General features: G+C 68.3%; 18 protein-coding genes. 4 read left to right on the forward strand and 14 right to left on the reverse strand.

What is annotated here, in order from left to right; genetic code table 11:
* Positions 1-2 precede the first annotated feature (2 nt).
* From ASC98_RS26965 to ASC98_RS27030, 14 genes are all read right to left on the reverse strand, one after another.
* On the reverse strand, positions 3-659 hold the full coding sequence (locus tag ASC98_RS26965) for a MotA/TolQ/ExbB proton channel family protein (RefSeq protein WP_056808643.1): 657 nt from the start codon (positions 657-659) through the stop codon (positions 3-5).
* Positions 660-710: 51 nt separating this feature from the next.
* Positions 711-1,049: a hypothetical protein gene (locus ASC98_RS26970; protein WP_056808641.1), complete on the reverse strand. Its 339-nt coding sequence runs from the start codon at positions 1,047-1,049 to the stop codon at positions 711-713.
* Positions 1,046-1,858, reverse strand: coding sequence for a tetratricopeptide repeat protein (locus tag ASC98_RS30880; protein WP_157598261.1), 813 nt, complete (start codon positions 1,856-1,858; stop codon positions 1,046-1,048). The genes ASC98_RS26970 and ASC98_RS30880 overlap by 4 nt, the downstream gene beginning before the upstream one ends.
* On the reverse strand, positions 1,845-4,658 hold the full coding sequence (locus tag ASC98_RS26980) for a tetratricopeptide repeat protein (protein ID WP_056808638.1): 2,814 nt from the start codon (positions 4,656-4,658) through the stop codon (positions 1,845-1,847). The genes ASC98_RS30880 and ASC98_RS26980 overlap by 14 nt, the downstream gene beginning before the upstream one ends.
* Entirely contained in the window at positions 4,639-6,573 is a 1,935-nt protein-coding gene (locus tag ASC98_RS26985; RefSeq protein ID WP_056808636.1) for a hypothetical protein, read from the reverse strand. Before ASC98_RS26985 ends, ASC98_RS26980 begins: the two co-directional genes overlap by 20 nt.
* Positions 6,574-6,579: 6 nt before the next feature.
* The gene (locus tag ASC98_RS26990; protein ID WP_056808634.1) at positions 6,580-7,191 is read right to left on the reverse strand and encodes a hypothetical protein; all 612 of its coding nucleotides are present in this window, start codon (positions 7,189-7,191) and stop codon (positions 6,580-6,582) included.
* Positions 7,192-7,205: 14 nt separating this feature from the next.
* Entirely contained in the window at positions 7,206-8,360 is a 1,155-nt protein-coding gene (locus tag ASC98_RS26995; RefSeq protein WP_056808632.1) for a DUF3570 domain-containing protein, read from the reverse strand.
* Positions 8,347-8,583 carry a DUF4266 domain-containing protein gene (locus ASC98_RS27000; RefSeq protein ID WP_200953106.1) on the reverse strand — a complete coding sequence of 79 codons (237 nt, stop codon included), beginning with the start codon at positions 8,581-8,583 and terminating at the stop codon, positions 8,347-8,349. The genes ASC98_RS26995 and ASC98_RS27000 overlap by 14 nt, the downstream gene beginning before the upstream one ends.
* A gap of 2 nt (positions 8,584-8,585) precedes the next feature.
* Positions 8,586-9,104 (reverse strand): TlpA disulfide reductase family protein, encoded by a 519-nt coding sequence (locus tag ASC98_RS27005; RefSeq protein WP_056808627.1) that lies wholly within the window; start codon positions 9,102-9,104, stop codon positions 8,586-8,588.
* A gap of 31 nt (positions 9,105-9,135) precedes the next feature.
* The gene (locus ASC98_RS27010; protein ID WP_235581407.1) at positions 9,136-9,771 is read right to left on the reverse strand and encodes an outer membrane beta-barrel domain-containing protein; all 636 of its coding nucleotides are present in this window, start codon (positions 9,769-9,771) and stop codon (positions 9,136-9,138) included.
* A gap of 41 nt (positions 9,772-9,812) precedes the next feature.
* The gene (locus tag ASC98_RS27015) at positions 9,813-10,616 is read right to left on the reverse strand and encodes an outer membrane beta-barrel protein (RefSeq protein ID WP_056808624.1); all 804 of its coding nucleotides are present in this window, start codon (positions 10,614-10,616) and stop codon (positions 9,813-9,815) included.
* Between the two features lie 13 nt (positions 10,617-10,629).
* Complete coding sequence (locus ASC98_RS27020; protein ID WP_057480094.1) at positions 10,630-11,274, reverse strand: hypothetical protein; 645 nt, start codon at positions 11,272-11,274, stop codon at positions 10,630-10,632.
* Positions 11,271-14,210 carry a hypothetical protein gene (locus tag ASC98_RS27025; protein ID WP_082542275.1) on the reverse strand — a complete coding sequence of 980 codons (2,940 nt, stop codon included), beginning with the start codon at positions 14,208-14,210 and terminating at the stop codon, positions 11,271-11,273. Before ASC98_RS27025 ends, ASC98_RS27020 begins: the two co-directional genes overlap by 4 nt.
* Positions 14,211-14,331: 121 nt before the next feature.
* The gene (locus ASC98_RS27030; protein WP_082542274.1) at positions 14,332-15,312 is read right to left on the reverse strand and encodes an FAD:protein FMN transferase; all 981 of its coding nucleotides are present in this window, start codon (positions 15,310-15,312) and stop codon (positions 14,332-14,334) included.
* Between the two features lie 477 nt (positions 15,313-15,789).
* Between ASC98_RS27030 and ccmA the strand changes: the two genes are divergently transcribed.
* From ccmA to ccmD, 4 genes are read left to right on the forward strand one after another with little or no spacing between them, the layout of a single operon-like run.
* Positions 15,790-16,401: a cytochrome c biogenesis heme-transporting ATPase CcmA gene (ccmA, locus tag ASC98_RS27035; RefSeq protein ID WP_056808619.1), complete on the forward strand. Its 612-nt coding sequence runs from the start codon at positions 15,790-15,792 to the stop codon at positions 16,399-16,401.
* Positions 16,398-17,063 carry a heme exporter protein CcmB gene (ccmB, locus tag ASC98_RS27040; RefSeq protein ID WP_056808617.1) on the forward strand — a complete coding sequence of 222 codons (666 nt, stop codon included), beginning with the start codon at positions 16,398-16,400 and terminating at the stop codon, positions 17,061-17,063. Before ccmA ends, ccmB begins: the two co-directional genes overlap by 4 nt.
* Positions 17,063-17,812, forward strand: coding sequence for a heme ABC transporter permease (locus ASC98_RS27045; protein ID WP_082542273.1), 750 nt, complete (start codon positions 17,063-17,065; stop codon positions 17,810-17,812). The genes ccmB and ASC98_RS27045 overlap by 1 nt, the downstream gene beginning before the upstream one ends.
* A complete protein-coding gene (ccmD, locus tag ASC98_RS27050; protein ID WP_056808613.1) occupies positions 17,812-17,976 on the forward strand; it encodes a heme exporter protein CcmD in 165 nt (54 codons plus the stop codon). The genes ASC98_RS27045 and ccmD overlap by 1 nt, the downstream gene beginning before the upstream one ends.
* Positions 17,977-18,140 lie beyond the last annotated feature (164 nt).

The following is an 18,140-nucleotide window of genomic DNA, read 5'->3' on the forward strand; positions in this document are numbered from 1 at the left end:
GATCAACGCGCTCCGGTGCTCTGCTCGGCCTTCAGGCGCTGCACCAGGTTCAGGAAGCTGATCTTGGCGGCTTCGAGGCCGTCGACGATCTCGGCGGTCTTGGCCTGCAGGAACGAATGCAGCAGCAGGAACGGGATCGCGACCATCAGCGCGAACGCGGTGTTGTTCATCGCGATCGAGATCGACGCCGACAGCATCTCGGCCTTCTCGGCCGGGTTGACCTGCGCGACCGCGGTGAAGCCCTTGATCAGGCCCATGATGGTGCCGAGCAGGCCGACCAGCGTGATCACGTTCGCGAAGGTCGCGATGTAGTGGGTGCGCTTCTCCAGGCGCGGCACGATTTCCATCATGCCCTCTTCCATCGCGGCGTCGAAGTCTTCACGGCGGCCCGGGCTCTGCATGCGGGTCAGGCCGTAGTTGACGATCTTGCCGATCGCGGCGTCGGAGTTCGCGGTGACGTTCTGCACTTCCTTGAAGCGCCCGCCCTGCAGCATCGGCAGCACCTGCGACCACAGCTTGCGGTTCTCGCTGCGGGCCTTGTTCAGCACGATGTAACGCTCGATGCCGATGGCCAGGCCGATCGCCATGATCAACAGGCTCGGATAGATGAAGAGGCCGCAATCCTGGAAGAACTTCACTGCTGTGTTGAATGCATTCATCTCTGATCTCCGATGGAAACTTCTCTGTGATTCGACAAAAAACGGCAGGCCTTACTTGGTGGCCGCGGTGGATGGGGTGGCCGGTGTCGCAGCCGCCATCGGCTGCGTCAGCGTGTCGTAGTGGACCTGCCGGCGGAACACGTCGCGGTCGACCGGCGCGAGCGCCTCGTCGAGCACGCTGACGGCCGGGCGGCCGCTCTGGTCGCCGGTCAACGGCTTCTTCCAGGGCACGATGTACAAGACCTTCGGCAGCTCGCGGTTGCCGATGATCTGCGACCCCTTGATGTCGGCGCGGTCCTGCGCCCAGGCCGGTGCGAGGCCAGCGGCGATCAGCATCGCGAACACCGCGGCCACGGTCAGCGGCACGCGCAGGGGATCTCGGGACTTCATGGTTTTTCCTTCCGGCTCGCCGCCGCTGCCGGCGCGGCGGCCGCAGCGGGCTGCTTACGATTTTTCAGATCTGCGACCCATTTGGTCACCGTGGCATCGCCACCCGGAGTCAACGCAAGATACCGGCCATACATGTCGCCGGCCTGTGCAACATCCCACAGATACAGGTCGTACAGGATGCCGAGGTTCAAGAGCGGCGCGGCATAGCCGGCGTCGAGCGAGATCGCGCGCTCGTAGGCGTCCTTCGCCTTCGTGAACTGGCCTTGCTGGCGGTAGGTGATGCCGAGCTGGTTGAAGTACAGCGGCTGCTTCGGGTTCAGCCGCACCGCCTGCTCCAGCTCGCCAGCCGATTCGGGCAGCTTGTTGGCCTGGCGGTAGATCACGCCGAGGTTGGCATGCGGGCCGCCAAGGTCGGGGTTGGCTTGCGCGATGGCCTTGAAGGCGCGCTCGGCTTCGTCCATGCGGCCGGCGCGCAGCGCGCGGCGGGCATCGTCGTAGCTGCGTTGCAACGCGGGGGCGACCGGCGCTTCGGGATCGGGGCGGGCGATGGCCGGGGCGGCGGCCGAGGCGGCCTTGGCAGGGGCAGAGGCGGCGGTCGCCGGCGCCGAGGCGGCCTTGGCCGGCATCACCGCGTCGCGAAGGGCCTGCAGCGGTTGCTGGATCGTCGAGCAGCCGGACAGCAGCACCAGCAGCGTCGCCGCCCACAGCGGAGCGCGGCCTTCGACAGGCTCGGTCCGGACGGGGTGGTGGTGCTCGGCCCGACCCTTCGACAAGCTCAGGGCGAACGGATTCCGGTCAGCGAATCGCATCGACGACTCCTTCGCTGCGTTCGGACTTGCCGTACCTCAAGGGCCGGATCTCGCCCAGCGCCTTGAAGCTGCTCTTGACCCACTGGTCGTAGATGCCGTTCGTCGTGCGCCGCGCGTTCAGCTCGTGCAGCTCGGTGGCCTTCTCCTCGAACGGGTAGGCCTGCTCTTCCAGCATCACGTTGTACTGCTCCAGTTCGAGCTTCGACAGCTTCTTCGGGCGCTGCGAGTTGACCAGCGCCTTGCCGAAGTCCTGGTACAGCGACGCGATCTGGTACGTCGCCGCGGTCGTCACGTCGGCCACGCCGTAGTCGGCCGCCACCGTGTAGGCCTTCAGCGATTCCTCCAGCCGCGCCTTCTTGTTCTTCAGCGCGACGGCCAGCGGCTCGACCAGCTGCACCTTGCGGTAGTTGTCGGCCACCGGCGCCGCCATCGCGAGCGCCGCGGTCGCGCCGAGGTAGCGCGTGCGGTTGGTGCGCGCCGCGCCACCGGCCTGGTCGACCTGGTAGATCTCCTTCATCCACGCGAACTCGCGCGCCGGGTTGCCGTCGTCCTTCGCGATCTTCGCGAGGCGGTAGCGTGCCTCGACCGACGCCTCGAACGACATGCCGCCCTGCTTCAGGTAGCGCTCGTAGGCCTTGCCGGCGTTCGCGCGCGACCCGGCCTTCTCGTACATCTCGGCCGATTGCCACAGCGCGTCGCGCGCCAGCGCCGGGTCCTTGTTGGTGACCGCGAAGCGTTCGTACTCGCCGGCCGCCAGCGCCCATTGGCCACGCTCGGTGTAGGCCAGCGCGAGCTTGCTGCCGACGTCGGCCTGCAGCGGATGGTTCGGGTAGCGCTTGCGGAAGTCCTCCAGCGTGCGGCTCGCACCGTCCCAGTCCTTCAGCCCGATCATCGCGGCCGCCGCGTCGTACTGCGCCGGTGCCGCGACGCTCGACTGCGGCGCCACCGTGCCGACGCGCGTGAAGTGTTTCACCGCCTCGACCAGCTGGCCCTTGCTGCGCGCCTGCTCGCCCTGCTTGTAGATCGACGCTGCCTGGCGCTCGACCAGGTCCTTGCGCGCCGGATCCTTCTCGGGCGCCAGCGCCAGCACCTCGCCGTACGCCTTCTCGGCCTGCTCGTACTCGCCGCGCTCGAACGAGCTGTGCGCGATCACGGTCCAGGCCACGCGGCGGTTCGCCGGTTCGGCCGGCGGCTGCAGCGCCAGCACCTGCTGCGCCACCACGGCCGCACGCGCCTGGTCACCCAGCGCGAACAGCTTCTCCGCGGCGTTCGTCAGCACCGGGCCGCTGCGCTTGTCGGCCGGGTTCGCGTTCGCAAAGCGCAGCGCGCTCTCGACGCTTTCCTTCTGCAGCGCCGGCAGCTCGGCCGGCGTCGCCTTCTTCTCCTGCGCGGCATAGCTCAGCAGCGCGGCATAGCCCGCGTCGGCGCTTTTCGCGTGCAGCGGGTAGCCGTAGGCGGTCTTCTCGTACTCGGGCGCGGCTTCCTTGAAGCGTCCGTCCTCGTACAGCAGCTCGGCCAGCAGGAAGTTGTTCTGCGGCGCCTCGGCGTCCTTCGGGAACGACACCAGGTAGCTGCGGTACCACTTGACCGCTTCCTGGTAGTCGGCGGTCGACTTGCTCTTCTGCGCCTGCGAGTGGTAGTGCTGCGCCAGCTCGGCGAGGTTGGTCTTGACCAGCGGCTGCGCGTTCTCCTGCCAGGCGGCCGAGTTCTGCTTGCTGAATTCGCTGTCGACGCCGTAGCGCTCGACGTATTCCTTCTTCGCGTCGAGCGCCATCGCGCCGAAGCCGTTCTGCTGGTAGATCGCGATCACGCGGGCCTGCATCAGCGGCGACTGGCCGTGCAGCGGGTCGCGGCGCGCGAACGCGCTGAAGGTGTCGGCGGCGTCCTTCGGCCGGTCCTGGCGCAGGTACAGCTCGCCGAGCTGCTGGTAGACGCGCCATTCGTAGGCGCGGCGCTCCGGCGTCGTCATGTAGGCCGGGATGCTCTCGGCACACTGCAGGTTCTCCAGGCTCAGGCTGGCGACGCGGAAGGTGTCTTCCACCAGCTCGCGGTCGCCGCGCGTCAGGCCCGGCAGCGTCTCGAGCTCGCCCTCGTCCTTGCGGCCGCCGAGCTTCAGGTCGAGCACGCCAAAGAACGGGTGCAGCGCATCGTCGAGCCGCCCCTGCTTGAACAGCGACCAGCCCTGCATGTACAGCGCGCGGTCGCGGAACGGGTTCGACGAATCGCCCTGCAGCACGGTGGCGTAGGCCTGCTCGGCCTTCACGTAGTCGCGCGTCGAGAACAGCAGCTCGCCGCGGCGGAACTGCGCTTCGTCGCGGTAGATCGTCTTCGGGTATTTCGCGACCAGGTCGTCGAGCGTCTTCAGCGCCAGTTCGAGCTCGCCGCCCTGCTCCTGCGCCCGCGCCAGCTGGTACAGCACGCGGTCGTTGGTCTCGTCCTGCGGGTAGGTCTTCAGGAACTCCTGGTAGCGCGCGGTCGCGGCCTTGTAGTCGGGCGTGCCGTTCGGCGTCTGCTGGCCGGCGGCCAGCCGGTTGTCGGCGCTGTCCATCTCCAGGTCGCCGAGCCGGCGCATCGCTTCGGCCCGTTGCGTGGCCTTCGGCGCGGCCTTCAGGAATTCGTTGTAGGCGGCGATGGCCTGGTTCTCGTCGGCCTTCACGCCGTTGTCCTCGGCGACCGTGATCTCGCGGCCGGACATCGACTTCAGGGTCGGCTGGTCATCGCCGGGCAGCGTCTTCTTGCCGGCACAGGCGGCCAGCCCGAGCAGCATCAGCAGCGCCAGACTATGGCTTGGGCGGCGCATTGGCGGGTTCCAGTTGCTTGTTGGCCTGGCTCGCGGCGCGGTCGTACAGCTGTGCGACGGCGAAGCGGGCCTGCGTGGTGTATTCGACCAGCCGTTCCTTCTGCTGCACGAGCTCGGCGACGGCCAGCTCCTGCACGAACTGCTGTTGTTCGGTGCTCAGCGAGGCGACGCGCGGCAGCAGCAGTTCGATGGCCTTGGCAAGCTCCGCGATGCGGGTCGCGAAGGCATCGAACTTCGCCGGCTCGTCCTGCTGCGCCTGGGCCAGCGCGGCATCGACGCGGCGCGTGTCGGCCAGCGCCTCGGTGGTGGTGCGCGCGCTCTTCTGCGCGTCCCACAGGTTCTGCGGGTAGCTCTGCGCGAGCTGCCAGGTCAGCGCGCCGGAAGCGAGCCGGAAGCGCTCGCGCGCCGCCACCGCCTCGGGCAGGTCGCCGGCCTGGTCGAGCGTCGCGCGGATGCGGTCGACGCGGGCCTGCAGCGCGGCCTGCTTCTCGTCGGCCAGCGCCGCGGCATCGCCCTCGGTCTCGATGCGGGCGAGCTCGGTGGTGATCTCGTCGAGCCGCTTCTGCAGCGCGTCCAGCCCGCCTTCGGCCGACTTCGCGCGCACCTTCGGCAGCCGCTCGGCATAGGCCTGGCGGCGGTTCGCGAGCATGTCGCCGAACACGCCCAGGTTGTCCTGCCACTGCAGCAGGTTGCTGCGCAGGAACTGCAGGTCGCGCCAGTTCTTGAAGGCCTCCTGGAACGAATGCTGCGCGAGCAGCGGCGCCAGGTGGTTGGCATGCGGCATCTCGGGCAGCTCGCCGATGTTCCAGAACCAGCCCATCTCTTCGCCGGGGTTGCGTTCGAGCAGGCCGTCGAGCAGCTTGCCGGCACGGATCGCCACGATCGACTGGTCGAGGTTGCCGTTCTCGCGCTCGAACGACGCGATGGCTTCGTTGTAGCGATCGAGCGACTGGCCGCTCGCGCCGGCTTCGGCGTACGCGTACGGCACCGCGATCAGCGCTTCGAGCACGGCCGAGTCGCCCGGGTCGCGCTGCGCGAGTTCCTGCCACGGCACCAGCGCCCGCTTCGGCTGCTTCAGCGCGGCCTGGGCCCAGCCGAAGCCGAGCAGCGCCTTGTTGGCCTGCATGCCGTTCAGGCGCACGCGTTCGAGGTAGATCGTCGCGGCCTCGGGCTTGTTGTCCTGCAGCGCGGCGAAGCCGAGCGCGACGTTGGCCTTGTCGCGCAGGCTGCGGGTTTCCTCGTCGGGCGCGGGCGCCTGGCCGAGCTGGTCCAGCAGCTCATTGCCGCGCTCGGCGTCACCGGTGCGGATCAGCGCGACACCCAGGTTGAAGCGCGCATAGCGGGTCGCGTTGGCGCCGCCGGGCATCTTGCCGGGATCGGGCAGCTTGGCCAGCGCCTCCAGCTGCGCCGCGGCGCCGGCGAAATCGTTGCGCGCCATCAGCACGTTGGCGCTCAGCAGCCCGCGCTCTTCCTCGAGCTCGGGCGGCAGGTTCTTCTCGATGCGGCCGAGCGCCTCTTCGGCCTCCGGCAGGAAGCCGCGCTGATAGCGGATCTTCGCGAGGTAGAACCATGCGCGGTCGCGCACCGAAGGCGGCGCGCCCTTCTCGATCAGCTGCGCGAAGATCTCGCCGGCCTCGCGGTGCAGGCCGTACGACAGCAGCAGCCCGCCGCGCAGGATCTCGGCTTCATCGGTGTGGTGCGAGACGCGGCCGAAATGCTGCGACACCATCAGCCCGGTGATCGACGAGAAATAGCGGCCCTGGTAGAACTGGTACAGCGTCTCGCCGTAGTACGGGTCTTGCACCAGGTGCGGCGGCAGCGGCTCGGCGGCCTGGGTCGTGCCCGGGAGCGCGCCGATGAGGCACGCCGCGGCGGCCACGCGCAGCAGGGTTGCGGGAACGTTGCGAAAGCGCATGGCGGCTTACTGCCAGACCTTGACTTCGAACTCCGGCTGCAGCTTGCCGGTGTTGTCCTTGATCTGCAGCTCGATGTACTTCGGGTCGGTGGTCTTGTCGAACTTGACGGTCGCGCCGCGCTTGTAGTCGCGGAAATGCGGGCCGCCGCCGGTGAACACCGCGACGATCTGGTGCTCGCCGGCCTTCAGGTTGCCGAGGAACACCCGCTGCACGCCGCCGCGGTGCAGGGCCTTCACCTCCAGCGGGGTGTAGAGGTAGTTCGCGACGACCTTGTCATCCAGCTTCACCTGCACCGAGCCGAGTTCGAACATCTTGCCGACGTCCATCGACACGAACACCGCCACCTGCGTGTTGGCGGGGAACAGCAGTTCCTCTTCCAGCACCAGCAGGTCGCGGTTCAGGCGGATCACGTCGCCCTTCAGGTCCTGGATGCGGCCGTCGAGGCTCGCGGCCGACGCGGCGGTGGCCGGCGCGACCGCGGCATCGGCGGCGCTGGCGGCTGCCATCGGCGCCGATGCGGCCGCAGCGGCCGGCGCGGGATCGGCGGAAAAGGCGTTGCCGCACAGCAGTCCCGCCAGGCATCCGGCAGCCAGCAGGCTGCGACTACGTTTGAACATGGGGGCGGTCTTTCTCAAAAGGTGGCCGAGACGAACAGCTCGAGGATGTTCGCGTCGAACGAATACAGGCTGTTGGTGCGGATGTCGGTGAAGTTCTTGTAGCGAAACCGCATGAACTGGTACTGCGCATTCCACTTGACGTCGAACTTGTCGGCGACCTTGCCGGCGCTGTAGGTCGCCTTGGCGCCGATGCCGACGTCGTTGAAGTCGCTCAGCTGCTTGTTGCGCGACACGTACAGCGTCTCGCTCTGCGCGTTGTCGCTGTAGAACAGCGCCTGCTTCTGCGTGTTGTAGCGAACGAAGGCCTCGCCTAGCCACTCGGCGCCGAAGTAGCGGGTGTAGCCCACCTCGAGCGTGTGCGCCTTGATCTCCCAGTTGTCCCAGAAGTAGCGGTATTCGGCGCGCAGCGCGGCGCGTTGCTCGCCCTGCCCGATGTCGCCGACCGCGCGCAGCTTCAGTGCGCGGCTCGATCGGGTGCGCGGGTAGCGCTCCTGCACCAGCGTGCCGAACACCTGCGCCACGCGGTACGGGTTGCCGAGGTAGCCGTTGTCGGAGACGGCCTCCAGGTTCGCGCTCATCAGCCAGCGCGGCGTCAGGATCTGCGTGACGCCGAAGCGGTAGCGCCAGTGCTGCGCCCGGTCGAACATGCCCTCGTAGCGCGAGCCGACGTGGTCGGCCCCGCGCGACGCGCCGAGGCTGATCGTCGTCATGCCGCCGAACACCTCCTGCGAGACGTCCAGGCTGACGCTGTTGGCCTTGTAGTCGGGCTCGTCGCTGGTGGTGCCCGACAGCGAGACCTGCGCGTCGCGGTAGACGTAGTCGGCGCCGAGGCTGTATTCGGTGCGCTTTTCCTTGTAGGGGCTGGCGGTCGTCACGACGTCGATCGACGCATTGCTGACCGAGTCGATGAAGTACGAGCCGCTGATCGACAGCCGGTCGGCGACCTTCTTGCGGATCAGCAGCGCCGGGCCGTCGGCGCGCGTGCCGCCGCCGTCGTAGAAGTGGTACATCGCGTCGGCGCGGTCTTCCGGCAGGTCGACCGCGTACGCGCCGCCCGCCGCCATCACGCCACCGACCACGCCCAGCGCCCGGCCCGCGCGCATCAGGTGATGCGGGCGGCGTGCCAGCGCGCGGCGCAGCCGGCGCACCCAGCCGCTAGTTGCAACCACAGCCACCTCCTTGCACGCCGGTGGCGCCGCGTCCGCTCTCGCGCACGTCGTAGATGTGTTCGCGGTGCTTGTCGGCGAGCGCATCGCGCGACAGCCGCATGATCGGATCGGCCAGGCGCTCGCGCTCGTACGGCTTCACCCACGGCTCGGGCGCGGCGCAGCCGGCCAGCAGCGATGCCAGCCCCAGCGCGACGACAGCGAGTGCTCTGCGTTGGCTGCCCATGGTCATTCCTTCAGCAGGTCGCGGATCTGCTTGTCGTAGGTGTTCTCGTAGCCGTCCTGATAACCGCGGTGCAGGAAGCGCACGCGGCCGTCGCGGTCGATCAGCACGGTCGACGGCATGCTGTTCAGCTCGTACAGCTTGCTGACGTTCTTGTCGGTGTCGAACAGCACCGGGAACTTGACGCCCAGCTTGGCGGCGACGGTCGCGGCATTGCGCGCGTCGTCGTCGACGTTGACGCCCAGCAGCACGAAGCCCGAGCCCTTGTACTTGTCGTACAGCGCGTTCAGCTTGGGCATCTCCTGGCGGCACGGCGCGCACCAGGTGGCCCAGAAGTTCACCAGCACGACCCGGCCGCGCTGCTCCTTCAGCCGCAGGTTCTGGCCTTCGAGGCTCTTCAGCGTGAAGTCGGGCGCGGGCGTCATCGGCGCAGCCGCCTGCGCCGGCGCCGCGACCAGGCCGGTGCTCAGCAGCAGCGCGGCCGCGGCACGCAGGAGCTTGTCGAATCGGAAGAAGACGTTCATGGGGGGGTCTCGATCAAAGAAGAGCGCTCGATCAGAAGAAGAAGGTGACGCCGCCGGTCAGCTCGAGGTTCTGCGTGTTTTGGCGCTTGCCGAGCAGGTCGAGCGTGAAGATGTGGTCGCGCATGTCGACCTGCAGTGCCATCCAGTCCTTCAGGAACAGGCGCACGCCCATCCCGACGTTGAAGGTCTGCTTGCGCTGGTCGTTGAACCTGGTGCTGCCGACGCCGCCGATCAGGTACACCGCCGAGGCCTTCGCGGTGTTGCGGCCCCAGAAGATCTCGCCCGGCAACACGTTCACGCCGATCGAGACGTTGTAGTAGCGCAGCTTCTGGCTGTCGTCGGACAGCACGCCGCCCGGCAGGATCTGCCGGAACGATTCGTCGGTGACCTTGGTCTGCCCGTAAACGGCCTCGACGAAGTAGTCCTCGGTGATGTGGTAGCCCACGCGCAGCCCGGAGACGGCGTTCGCGCCGAAGTTCTGCGTGCTGTAGGTGCCGCCGAACAGGCCGAACTCGAAGTCGTTCGACGGGATCTTCGGCACGTTGACCGGGCGGCGGTCGACCTGCGGCACGATCACCTGCTCGTTGCCGGGTTCGACGACCTGCTGCTGGTTCTGCGCCCGGGCCGCGAACGGTGCGGCGAGGCAGGCCGAGGCCAGCAGGGGCATGACGAGATGTCGCAATTCGCGCATGGGGGTCTCGCGATCCATCAATTGAAGAAGAAGGAGAAGCCGACCGTGGCGGCACGGTACTCGGCACTGCGGGTGTCGTCGATGAACGCGGTGTACAGCGTCCAGTCGGCCCGCAACACGAAGCGATCGGTCAGGTGGTAGCGCACGCCGATCCCGGCATTGGCCAGCTTGGCCTTGGTGTCGACCGCGTCGACCAGCGTCGAATTCGGCACGTTCTTGAACTTGCCGAAGCCGACCGAGAAGAACGGCGACAGCCGCTTGTCGGACCACGGCTCGACCATCAGGTTGGCATGCCAGAAGTCGCTGCCGGAGAACCTGCCCTGCACCTGGCCGAGCGTGCCTTCGAGCGACAGCGTGTCCGACAGCCGGTAGCCGGTCCACATCTTGAGCATCGGCTCGCTCTTGAAGCGACCCCAGCCGACGCCGAACTCGACGCGGCGGTTCAGGTAGTCGTCCAGCAGCACGTCGCGGAAGGTCTTGGTGCTGCCGGCTTCGGTCAGCGTGGTCTCGAGCTGCGCCCGCGTGACCCAGCCTTCCTTGCCCTTGTCGGTGCGCACCTTGAACCAGTCGGTGTGGCGCAGCAGCACCTCGATCCACTCGCCCTTCTCGGCGATGTGGAACACCGGGTAGCCGCGGCCGGCGCCGGTGTGCATCTCGATGTAGGGGTCGCTGACCTGCAGTCGCTCCGGCGGCGTGTCGGCAGCGGCGGCCGGCACTGCCGCCACGCCCAGCGCGCAGGCGAGCGCCAGCCCCTGGAGGGTGTGGCGAAGGCGGGCGTGAAGGCGGTGCGGGTGCGACTCGTGCGGTGGAGCGAGGGTCATGCGTGCCTGGTTGTCAATTTGTATTGCAGGTCCCGGTGTTCGGGTCTGCCGGCGTGAACATGTTGTAGGTCGCGGTGCTGAATTCGTCCTGGCCGGACGGCGACGGGTGGGTGATCCAGTACTCGATCAGCTTGACGTTGGGGTCCTGGTCGTTCGCGAAGATCTGGCCCCCGCCGTGCAGCACGTTGATCAGCAGCGGCTTTGCGAGCAGCCGGCTCTGCGTGGTCGAGCCGCCCACCACCTCGCCCTGCGCCGAGTAGAAGTTCTTGTACATGTCGGTGTCGCGGATCGCGTCCGGCGTGTTGGCCGGGTCGGTCACGTCGAGCGCGGTGGCGCCGGTGGCGATGCGGAACGCGCCGCCGGTGCCGGCCACCGTGTCATGGCAACCCGAACCGGCGCAGGTGTTGACGGTCGTCACGCCGTTGTGCGTGATCGGCAACTGCGCCAGGAAGATCGGGTTGATGCACTTCTGGAAGTAGGCGTACGACAGGCGCTGGCCGGTCGCTCCGCCCGGGTTGTTGATCGACGACGGGTTGCCCAGCGGGTTGCCGCCACCGCCGCAGCTGGCGAGCCAGGCTGCGGCGAGGCAGGCACCCGCCGCGCGCAGCGGCATCCGCCAGGGTGCGCGCGCAGGTGCCTCGGGAGACGCTTGCGTCATGGAGTCGTACAGCCCTTCTTGATCCAGTTGGCGATCGTCGTGTAGTTCGCACTGCCCACCGGCAGCACCGCCGTCGGCGAGCTCGCGGCGCCCGCCGGGTGCGGAATCGTCGACGGCCGCTTCAGCAGCGAGCTGTTGTCCGGATGGCAGGCGTCGTTGATCATCGTCAGTGTGACATTGAAATCGCCCTCCGCGTCACCCAGCAACACGAAGCGGTTCTCGCGGAACGCCTTGCCGGCCGCGATCTCGTCGCTGCCGATGCCCTGGTGGCAGCCGGCCGCGCAGGTGCTGCGCAGGATCGGGTAGATGTCGGACTCGAACGAGGCCTGGGTCAGCAGCCCGATGTTCTTCACGCCGCCGGCCGACAGGTCGTTGTAGTACTTGCTGCCGAGGTCGATCCATTCGGCCAGCAGCCGCTTCTCGGCCTTGGTCAGCAGCGTCGAGTGGTCCGGGGCGCCGGCGGCCGGCGTCGGGTACAGCGTACGTGCCTCCGTGCTGGCCATCAGGGTCGCCCCCGACAGGATTTCCACCAGGCGGCTCTTGCGCCCCATGCCGAGCGCATCGCCTTCGCTGGCCATCGTGTCGACCATCGCCGGCTCGCGGTCGATCATCGGCACGCCTTCGTCGAGGTGGGTCTTCGGCAGGCCGGTGGCCGCGTCGATCACCGGGTCGCCGATCAGCAGCCGTTCGTACGACGCGGTGCGGCCGGTGCCGGTGATGGTCGCCGTCAGGTCCAGCTTGGCCGGGTCGGCATGGCAGGTCACGCAGGTGCCGGCGCCGTTGACGCCGCGGCTGACGGTCCACATCGGCTGGATGTGGTCCGGGTAGTTGATGACGCCATCGGTCGGGGCCGCGGTCAGCAGGTCGTCCTTCGAATCGGTGTTGTTCTTGTACTTGATGCTGATCGAATTGCGCGCGGTGACGCCGGCCTTGGCCGGGTCGGCCCAGACGTCGGTGGACACCATGTCGGTCATCAGCTTCAGCAGGTTCGGGTCGAGCCGCGTGCGGGTGCCGGCCATCGTCTCGCCCGACTGGTGGGCGCTGGCGAGGTTGTCCATCCAGCCCGACGGGATCGTGTTGGCGACCGTGCCGGAGTTCAGCGCGCCGCCGCGGCGCGGGCTGTGGCAGCCGTCGCAGGTGCGGCGTTCGCCCGGGCGGACCTGGATCCAGTTGGTGTGGGTCTGGAAGGCACGGCCTTCGGCATCGACCACGGCCAGCCCGATCGGCGTGTCGGCCGGGACCTGCAGCTTGAACGAACCGTCCGGCTCGATCGGCGCATAGCCAAGGATCTGCTGCGGCTCGAAGTCGGTCTCGCCGATCGCCTGGCGCACGCCCATGCCCTGGCTCGGGGCCACAGCGCGGAACGCACGGATGAAGCGGGCCGGCGCACAGCCGTAGGCCGGGTTCGCCGGGTCCTTCATCTTGACGAGATCGGCGACCTGGCCACGGGTGTCCGCCGGATCGGTCGGCTTGGTCTTCGCGATCGCGGTGGTGCAGGTGGCCGACAGGTCGGCCGCGGCGATCACCGGGTCGCCCATGCGGCCGAGGCCGTCGGTGTCGTAGACGCTGCGCACTTCGAGCAGGCCGAGCTTCTGCGCGGCCAGCGTGGCGTCGACCGGCGTCGGGTCGGTGGCGTTCGGCTCGGCACGCGACTGCAGCGGCACCGGGTCGGTGTTCATGAAGCCCGGCGGCGGCGGCGCCACCGGTTGCAGCCCGTCCTTCGGGCGGTTCGGGTTGAACATGTAGATGCCGTACGGCGGCGGCACGTTGTCCTTCACGCCGTCGGCAGCGACGTCGCTGGCCATCCGGTTGTCATCGGCCAGGCGCGCCTTCTCCTGCGTGGTCAGCGACGCGCAAGGCACCACCTTGCCGTCCTTCGTGACCTCGCACGGGCGGAAGGCGACCAGAACGCGGTCGGTGCCGTCCCACAGCGGGAACGGCGTCGTGACGCGACCGAATTCGGACAGCCCGCCGCCGATGTTCAGCGTTTCCGCCGTCGGGTAGTACTGGCCGCCTTGCGGTGCGACGCTCGGGTTGGCCGGCGTGTTCTGTTCGGAATAGTTGGCGGCGTCGACCATGACCAGGCCGCCGCCTTCGTTCGTGCGCGACAGCGGCATCAGGTCGGACGCGAGGAAGCCCTTGAACTTGCCGTTCGGGTCCATGTCGCGCGGGTGCAGGAAGCTGTTGCCGTCGCTGTGCGCGCCGTACAGCACGAACATGTCGGTGCCGTCCGGCTTCACGCGGAACACCTTGAAGTGGTTGCGCATGCCGACGTGGTCCCAGCGCGAGAACATGATGTCGCCGTTGGGGCGCACGACCGGGTTGCGGTCATGGCTCTGGTTGACCGAGATCTGCGTGACGTTGCCGCCGGCGGCGTCCATCGTGTGCAGGTTGAACACGCGCTCGCGTTCGTACTCGTCCAGCGCGAAGCGGTCGCCGCCGACGCCCTGGTTGAAGAACGACGTGCCCTGGCGGTTCGACGTGAAGACGAAGCCCTTGCCCGCGGGCAGGTAGGCCGGGTCGACGTCGTCGGCGGTGGTCGTGTTCGTCAGGCGCTTGAAGCTCCCGCCGGTCATGCCGCCCTTCGTCATGTCGTATTCCCAGATGTTCCAGCGCCCGGTACAGGCCTTGGTGCCGTCGATCATCGAGGTGTTGGAGGTCTCGCACTTCAGTGCGAAGACGATCTTCTTGCCGTCGAACGACACCTCGGGGTCGGACACGTCGCCGTGGCCCTGGGTGATGTCCTTCGTGATGTTGTGCTCGGGCGCGCTCGGCGAGGATTTCTCGCGGATCATCAGGTCGCCGCCCTGGGCGTATGGCGCGCCGTTGGTCGGGTTCATGCCCATCGTGTTGACACGCTGCGTGTACGCGAGCGGGACATCGCCTTCCACCGTGGAATCGCTGCCGCTGCCGCAGGCGGCAAGCACGGCGGCCACGGTGGCGACGAGCGCCGCCCCCGCGAACCGGAGGCTGCCTCGGTGCGCCCTGCGATCGCTCGCGGGGACCTGGGTTGCTGTGGGGTACTTCATCTTCTCGCCTCCGATGCGGCCGGTCGTCTTACTGCCGGCCTGGGTTGCCGGACTGCGGGGCGGCGCCCAGCAAGCCGGAGGAGTAATGCAGAACACCTTCTGCGTCGATCACGATGGCATCGACGCCCTCCTGCGACTCGACGAGCCGCATGCCCTCTGCAAGGCCTTTCACGAAAACACTTTTCGACAGCCCTTCGCTGGTGAGCCCATCCTCGGCGAGGATGGTCACGCTGCGCAGGCCGTGTGCCGACCGCCCCGTCTTCGGGTCGATCACATGATGGAAACGCTCGCCGTTGCGCTCGAAGAAGCGCTCGTAGTCGCCCGAGGTCGACATCGCGACGTCTTCGAGCGGCAGCACCGCGACGACCTGGTCCGGGCGGCGCGGATCGCGCACCGCGATGTTCCACGGCCGGCCGCGGCGGTCGCCGAGCACGTAGCTGTCGCCGCCGGCGGCCACCACCGCATGGCGGATGCCGTGGCCGCGCAGGATCGCGGCCGCGCGGTCGACCGCATGGCCCTTCGCGAAGCCGCCCAGGTCGATGCGCATGCCGGGGTGGCCGAAGCGGACCGTCTTGTGCTGCGGGTCGAGCAGCAATTGCTGCCAGCCGATCGCGGCGCGGGCCGTGGCCAGCTCGGCCTCGGTCGGCGCGCGCTGCTCGCGGTAGTCGTACAGCTGGCCGGCGCTGGCGAAGGTGATGTCGAACGCGCCGTCGGAGAGCTGCGAGAAATGCAGTGCGCGTTCCAGCAGGCCGTACAGCTCGTTGCTGAGCGCCACCGGCTGCGTGGCGGCTTCGCGGTTGATGCGTGACAGCTCGGACGAGGCCTTCACCGGGCTCATGGTCCAGTCGATGCGCTGCATGTCGGCCATCACGGCGGCGATCGCCGACTCGCCGGCCGTGCGGTCGTCGCTCCACAGCTCGACGGAGACCGAGGTGCCCATGATGGCTTCCTCGCGGCGCAGCCAGCCACCGCCCCGCACGGCCGGTCCGGCGGGCTGGGCGGGGTTCATCGACCTGACTGGCTTGCTGGACACGAGGCCCTCCGGAACCAACTGCACTTCATTCCCTCGGAATCGTTGACCGTCTGTTGATCCATGTCCTACGCAGATCACGTGCCTGGACGGCGGAGCGGATCTTCTTCCCGAAAACCCCTGAAAATGTGTCAATAGTTGGCAAACGGGGGCGACCTTACATCCTGTTCCAGAAGAAACGGTGACTGTTTTTGCCCGTCCAGACGAGATCTGAATCAGATGTGAACGAAGGCAACCGGATGCGCCCCTGCACACCCGCCGGTGGCGATGGCGCAGATCGTGCTGTCCCTGATGCGAGCTGGTCGCGAGGGCACCGATACTCCCGGGCTGGGCGTGACCCACCCTTGATCCGACCCACGGCCCCATCGACACCGAACCGCAGTCCCTTCCGATACCGGCGATCGATCGCCGCCCTCCTGGTTTTCCCTTGCCTTGCTCGCGCCCTCGCCTCACGCCATGCTCAGTGCCCATCACCTCCGCTGCTCGCGCGGCGACCGGACCCTGTTCGCCGACCTGAGCCTGTCGCTGTCGTCCGGCCGCTGGCTGCAGGTGGGCGGGCTGAACGGCGCCGGCAAGACGACGCTGCTGCGCACGCTGGTCGGCCTGAACCCGCCCGATGACGGCGAGGTGCGCTGGAACGGCACCCCGATCCGCGAGGCCGGCGAAGACTTCCGCCGCGCCTGCCTGTACCTCGGTCACCACGCGGCGGTGAAGGACGAGCTGACGCCGTTCGAGAACCTGCGGCAGGCCTGCGCGATCGACGGCGTGGCGCTCGACGACGCGCAGGCCGGCGATGCGCTGCGCCGCATCGGGCTGCGCGGGCGCGGCCACCTGCCGACGCGCGTGCTGTCGGCCGGCCAGAAGCGCCGCGTGCTGCTGGCGCGGCTGCTGGTGCGCCCGGCGACGCTGTGGGTGCTGGACGAGCCGTTTGCCGCCCTCGACACCGATGCCGTCGAGCTGATGGGCGAGCTGATCGGCGCGCACCTGGCGCACGGGGGCCTCGCGATCCTGACCAGCCACCAGCCGGCGCCGCTGCCGGCCGGCGACACCGTGAGCCTCGCCGCATGAACACGTTGTGGGTGGCTCTGAAGCGAGACCTGCTGCTGGCCGCCCGCCGGCGCAGCGAGGTCGTCACCGCCCTCTTCTTCTTCGTCGTCGTGGTCAGCCTGTTCCCGCTCGGCATCGGGCCGGAGCCGGCGATGCTGCGCCGCATCGGCCCGGGCGTGCTGTGGGTTGCGGCGCTGCTGGCCACGCTGCTCGGGCTGCCGCGGCTGTTCGCGAGCGACCATGCCGACGGCACGCTGGAGCAGATGGCCTTGTCGCCGCGCCCGTTCGCGCTGCTGGTGGCCGGCAAGATCGCGGCGCACTGGCTGCTGTGCGGGCTGCCGCTGGTGCTGCTGGCGCCGCTGCTCGGGCTGCAGTTCAACCTGGACGCCGGCGAGCTGCAGGTGTTGATGCTGGCGCTGCTGCTGGGCACGCCGGTGCTGAGCCTGATCGGCGCGATCGGTGCCGCGCTGACGCTCGGCGTGCGCGGCGGCGGCACGCTGCTCGCGCTGCTGGTGCTGCCGCTGTACGTGCCGACGCTGATCTTCGGCGCCGGCGCGGTCGAGGCGCAGAGCGCAGGGCTGGGCTCGTCGGCGCAGTTGTCGATCCTCGGGGCGCTGCTGGCGCTCGCCGTATTCTTCGCACCCTGGGCCGCCACCGCAGCCCTTCGCATCTCACTTGAATGATGGACAAGCAAACAGCCAGCCCGTGGATGCGCTACGCATCGCCAGCCACCTTCTACCCGCTTGCCGGCCGGCTGCAGCCGTGGTTTGCAGGCCTTGCCACGCTGCTGACCATCGCCGGCCTGTGGATCGGCTTCTTCGTCGCGCCGACCGATGCGACGCAGGGCGAGGGCTACCGGATCATCTTCGTGCACGTGCCGGCGAGCTGGATGTCGATGGTCATCTACTGCGCGATGGCGTTCTGGGCCGGCATCGGCCTGGCGTTCAACACCCGGGTGTCGTCGATGATGGCCTCGGCGCTCGCGCCGACCGGGGCGATCTTCGCGCTTTTGTCGCTCGTCACCGGGTCGCTCTGGGGCAAGCCGATGTGGGGCACCTGGTGGGTCTGGGACGCGCGGCTCACGTCGGAGCTGATCCTGTTCTTCCTGTACCTCGGGTTCCTTGCGCTGCAGGCGGCGATCGAAGACCCGAAGCGGGCCGACCGTGCCGGCGCGGTGCTGGCGCTGGTGGGCGTGGTGAACGTGCCGATCATCTACTTCTCGGTGAAGTGGTGGAACACGCTGCACCAGGGCGCGACGATCTCGATGACGAAGTCGCCGTCGATGGCCGTCACGATGCTGTGGGGCATGCTGCTGATGGCGCTGGCCTTCTGGATGTATGCGATCGCGGTCGCGCTGGCGCGGGTGCGCAACATCATCCTCGAACGTGAACGGCATGCCGACTGGGTTCGGCAAGCGGTGGAGAAGTCGTGATGCAGTGGAACAGCGTGGGTGATTTCTTCGCGATGGGCGGCTACGCCTTCTACGTCTGGGGCAGCTTCGGGGCGTGTGCGCTGGCGATGCTGGTCGAAAGCCTTCTGCTTCGATCGCAGCGCCGGGAACTGTTGCGATCCCTGAAGGATCAGCACGAGGCATGAACGCTCTCCTCGTTTTTCCTCCTTCGGCGCGGCAAAGGCGCGGGTGGGTGGGCTGTGGCGCGCCGGACGGAGCGGTCCTCGCCCCTGGCGGGGCGAAGACTGCCCTCCGCTGGCTGGCTTCATGGCCCGTCGCCGAAACTCCCGCCACTCACTTCGTTCGTTGT

The sequence above is a fragment of the Rhizobacter sp. Root1238 genome (assembly GCF_001425825.1).
GTDB lineage: Bacteria > Pseudomonadota > Gammaproteobacteria > Burkholderiales > Burkholderiaceae_C > Rhizobacter.

Bases quoted from the DNA above. Each gene is read 5' to 3' on its own strand.
- ASC98_RS30880 (WP_157598261.1), bottom strand. From the start codon at position 1,858: ATGCGATTCGCTGACCGGAATCCGTTCGCCCTGAGCTTGTCGAAGGGT.
- ccmB (WP_056808617.1), top strand. From the start codon at position 16,398: ATGAACACGTTGTGGGTGGCTCTGAAGCGAGACCTGCTGCTGGCCGCC.
- ASC98_RS26965 (WP_056808643.1), bottom strand. From the start codon at position 659: ATGAATGCATTCAACACAGCAGTGAAGTTCTTCCAGGATTGCGGCCTC.
- ASC98_RS27030 (WP_082542274.1), bottom strand. From the start codon at position 15,312: ATGAACCCCGCCCAGCCCGCCGGACCGGCCGTGCGGGGCGGTGGCTGG.
- ASC98_RS27015 (WP_056808624.1), bottom strand. From the start codon at position 10,616: ATGACCCTCGCTCCACCGCACGAGTCGCACCCGCACCGCCTTCACGCC.
- ccmD (WP_056808613.1), top strand. From the start codon at position 17,812: ATGCAGTGGAACAGCGTGGGTGATTTCTTCGCGATGGGCGGCTACGCC.
- ASC98_RS27005 (WP_056808627.1), bottom strand. From the start codon at position 9,104: ATGAACGTCTTCTTCCGATTCGACAAGCTCCTGCGTGCCGCGGCCGCG.
- ASC98_RS26985 (WP_056808636.1), bottom strand. From the start codon at position 6,573: ATGCGCTTTCGCAACGTTCCCGCAACCCTGCTGCGCGTGGCCGCCGCG.
- ASC98_RS27020 (WP_057480094.1), bottom strand. From the start codon at position 11,274: ATGACGCAAGCGTCTCCCGAGGCACCTGCGCGCGCACCCTGGCGGATG.
- ASC98_RS26970 (WP_056808641.1), bottom strand. From the start codon at position 1,049: ATGAAGTCCCGAGATCCCCTGCGCGTGCCGCTGACCGTGGCCGCGGTG.
- ASC98_RS27000 (WP_200953106.1), bottom strand. From the start codon at position 8,583: ATGGGCAGCCAACGCAGAGCACTCGCTGTCGTCGCGCTGGGGCTGGCA.
- ASC98_RS27010 (WP_235581407.1), bottom strand. From the start codon at position 9,771: ATGCCCCTGCTGGCCTCGGCCTGCCTCGCCGCACCGTTCGCGGCCCGG.
- ASC98_RS27045 (WP_082542273.1), top strand. From the start codon at position 17,063: ATGGACAAGCAAACAGCCAGCCCGTGGATGCGCTACGCATCGCCAGCC.
- ccmA (WP_056808619.1), top strand. From the start codon at position 15,790: ATGCTCAGTGCCCATCACCTCCGCTGCTCGCGCGGCGACCGGACCCTG.
- ASC98_RS26990 (WP_056808634.1), bottom strand. From the start codon at position 7,191: ATGTTCAAACGTAGTCGCAGCCTGCTGGCTGCCGGATGCCTGGCGGGA.
- ASC98_RS26980 (WP_056808638.1), bottom strand. From the start codon at position 4,658: ATGCGCCGCCCAAGCCATAGTCTGGCGCTGCTGATGCTGCTCGGGCTG.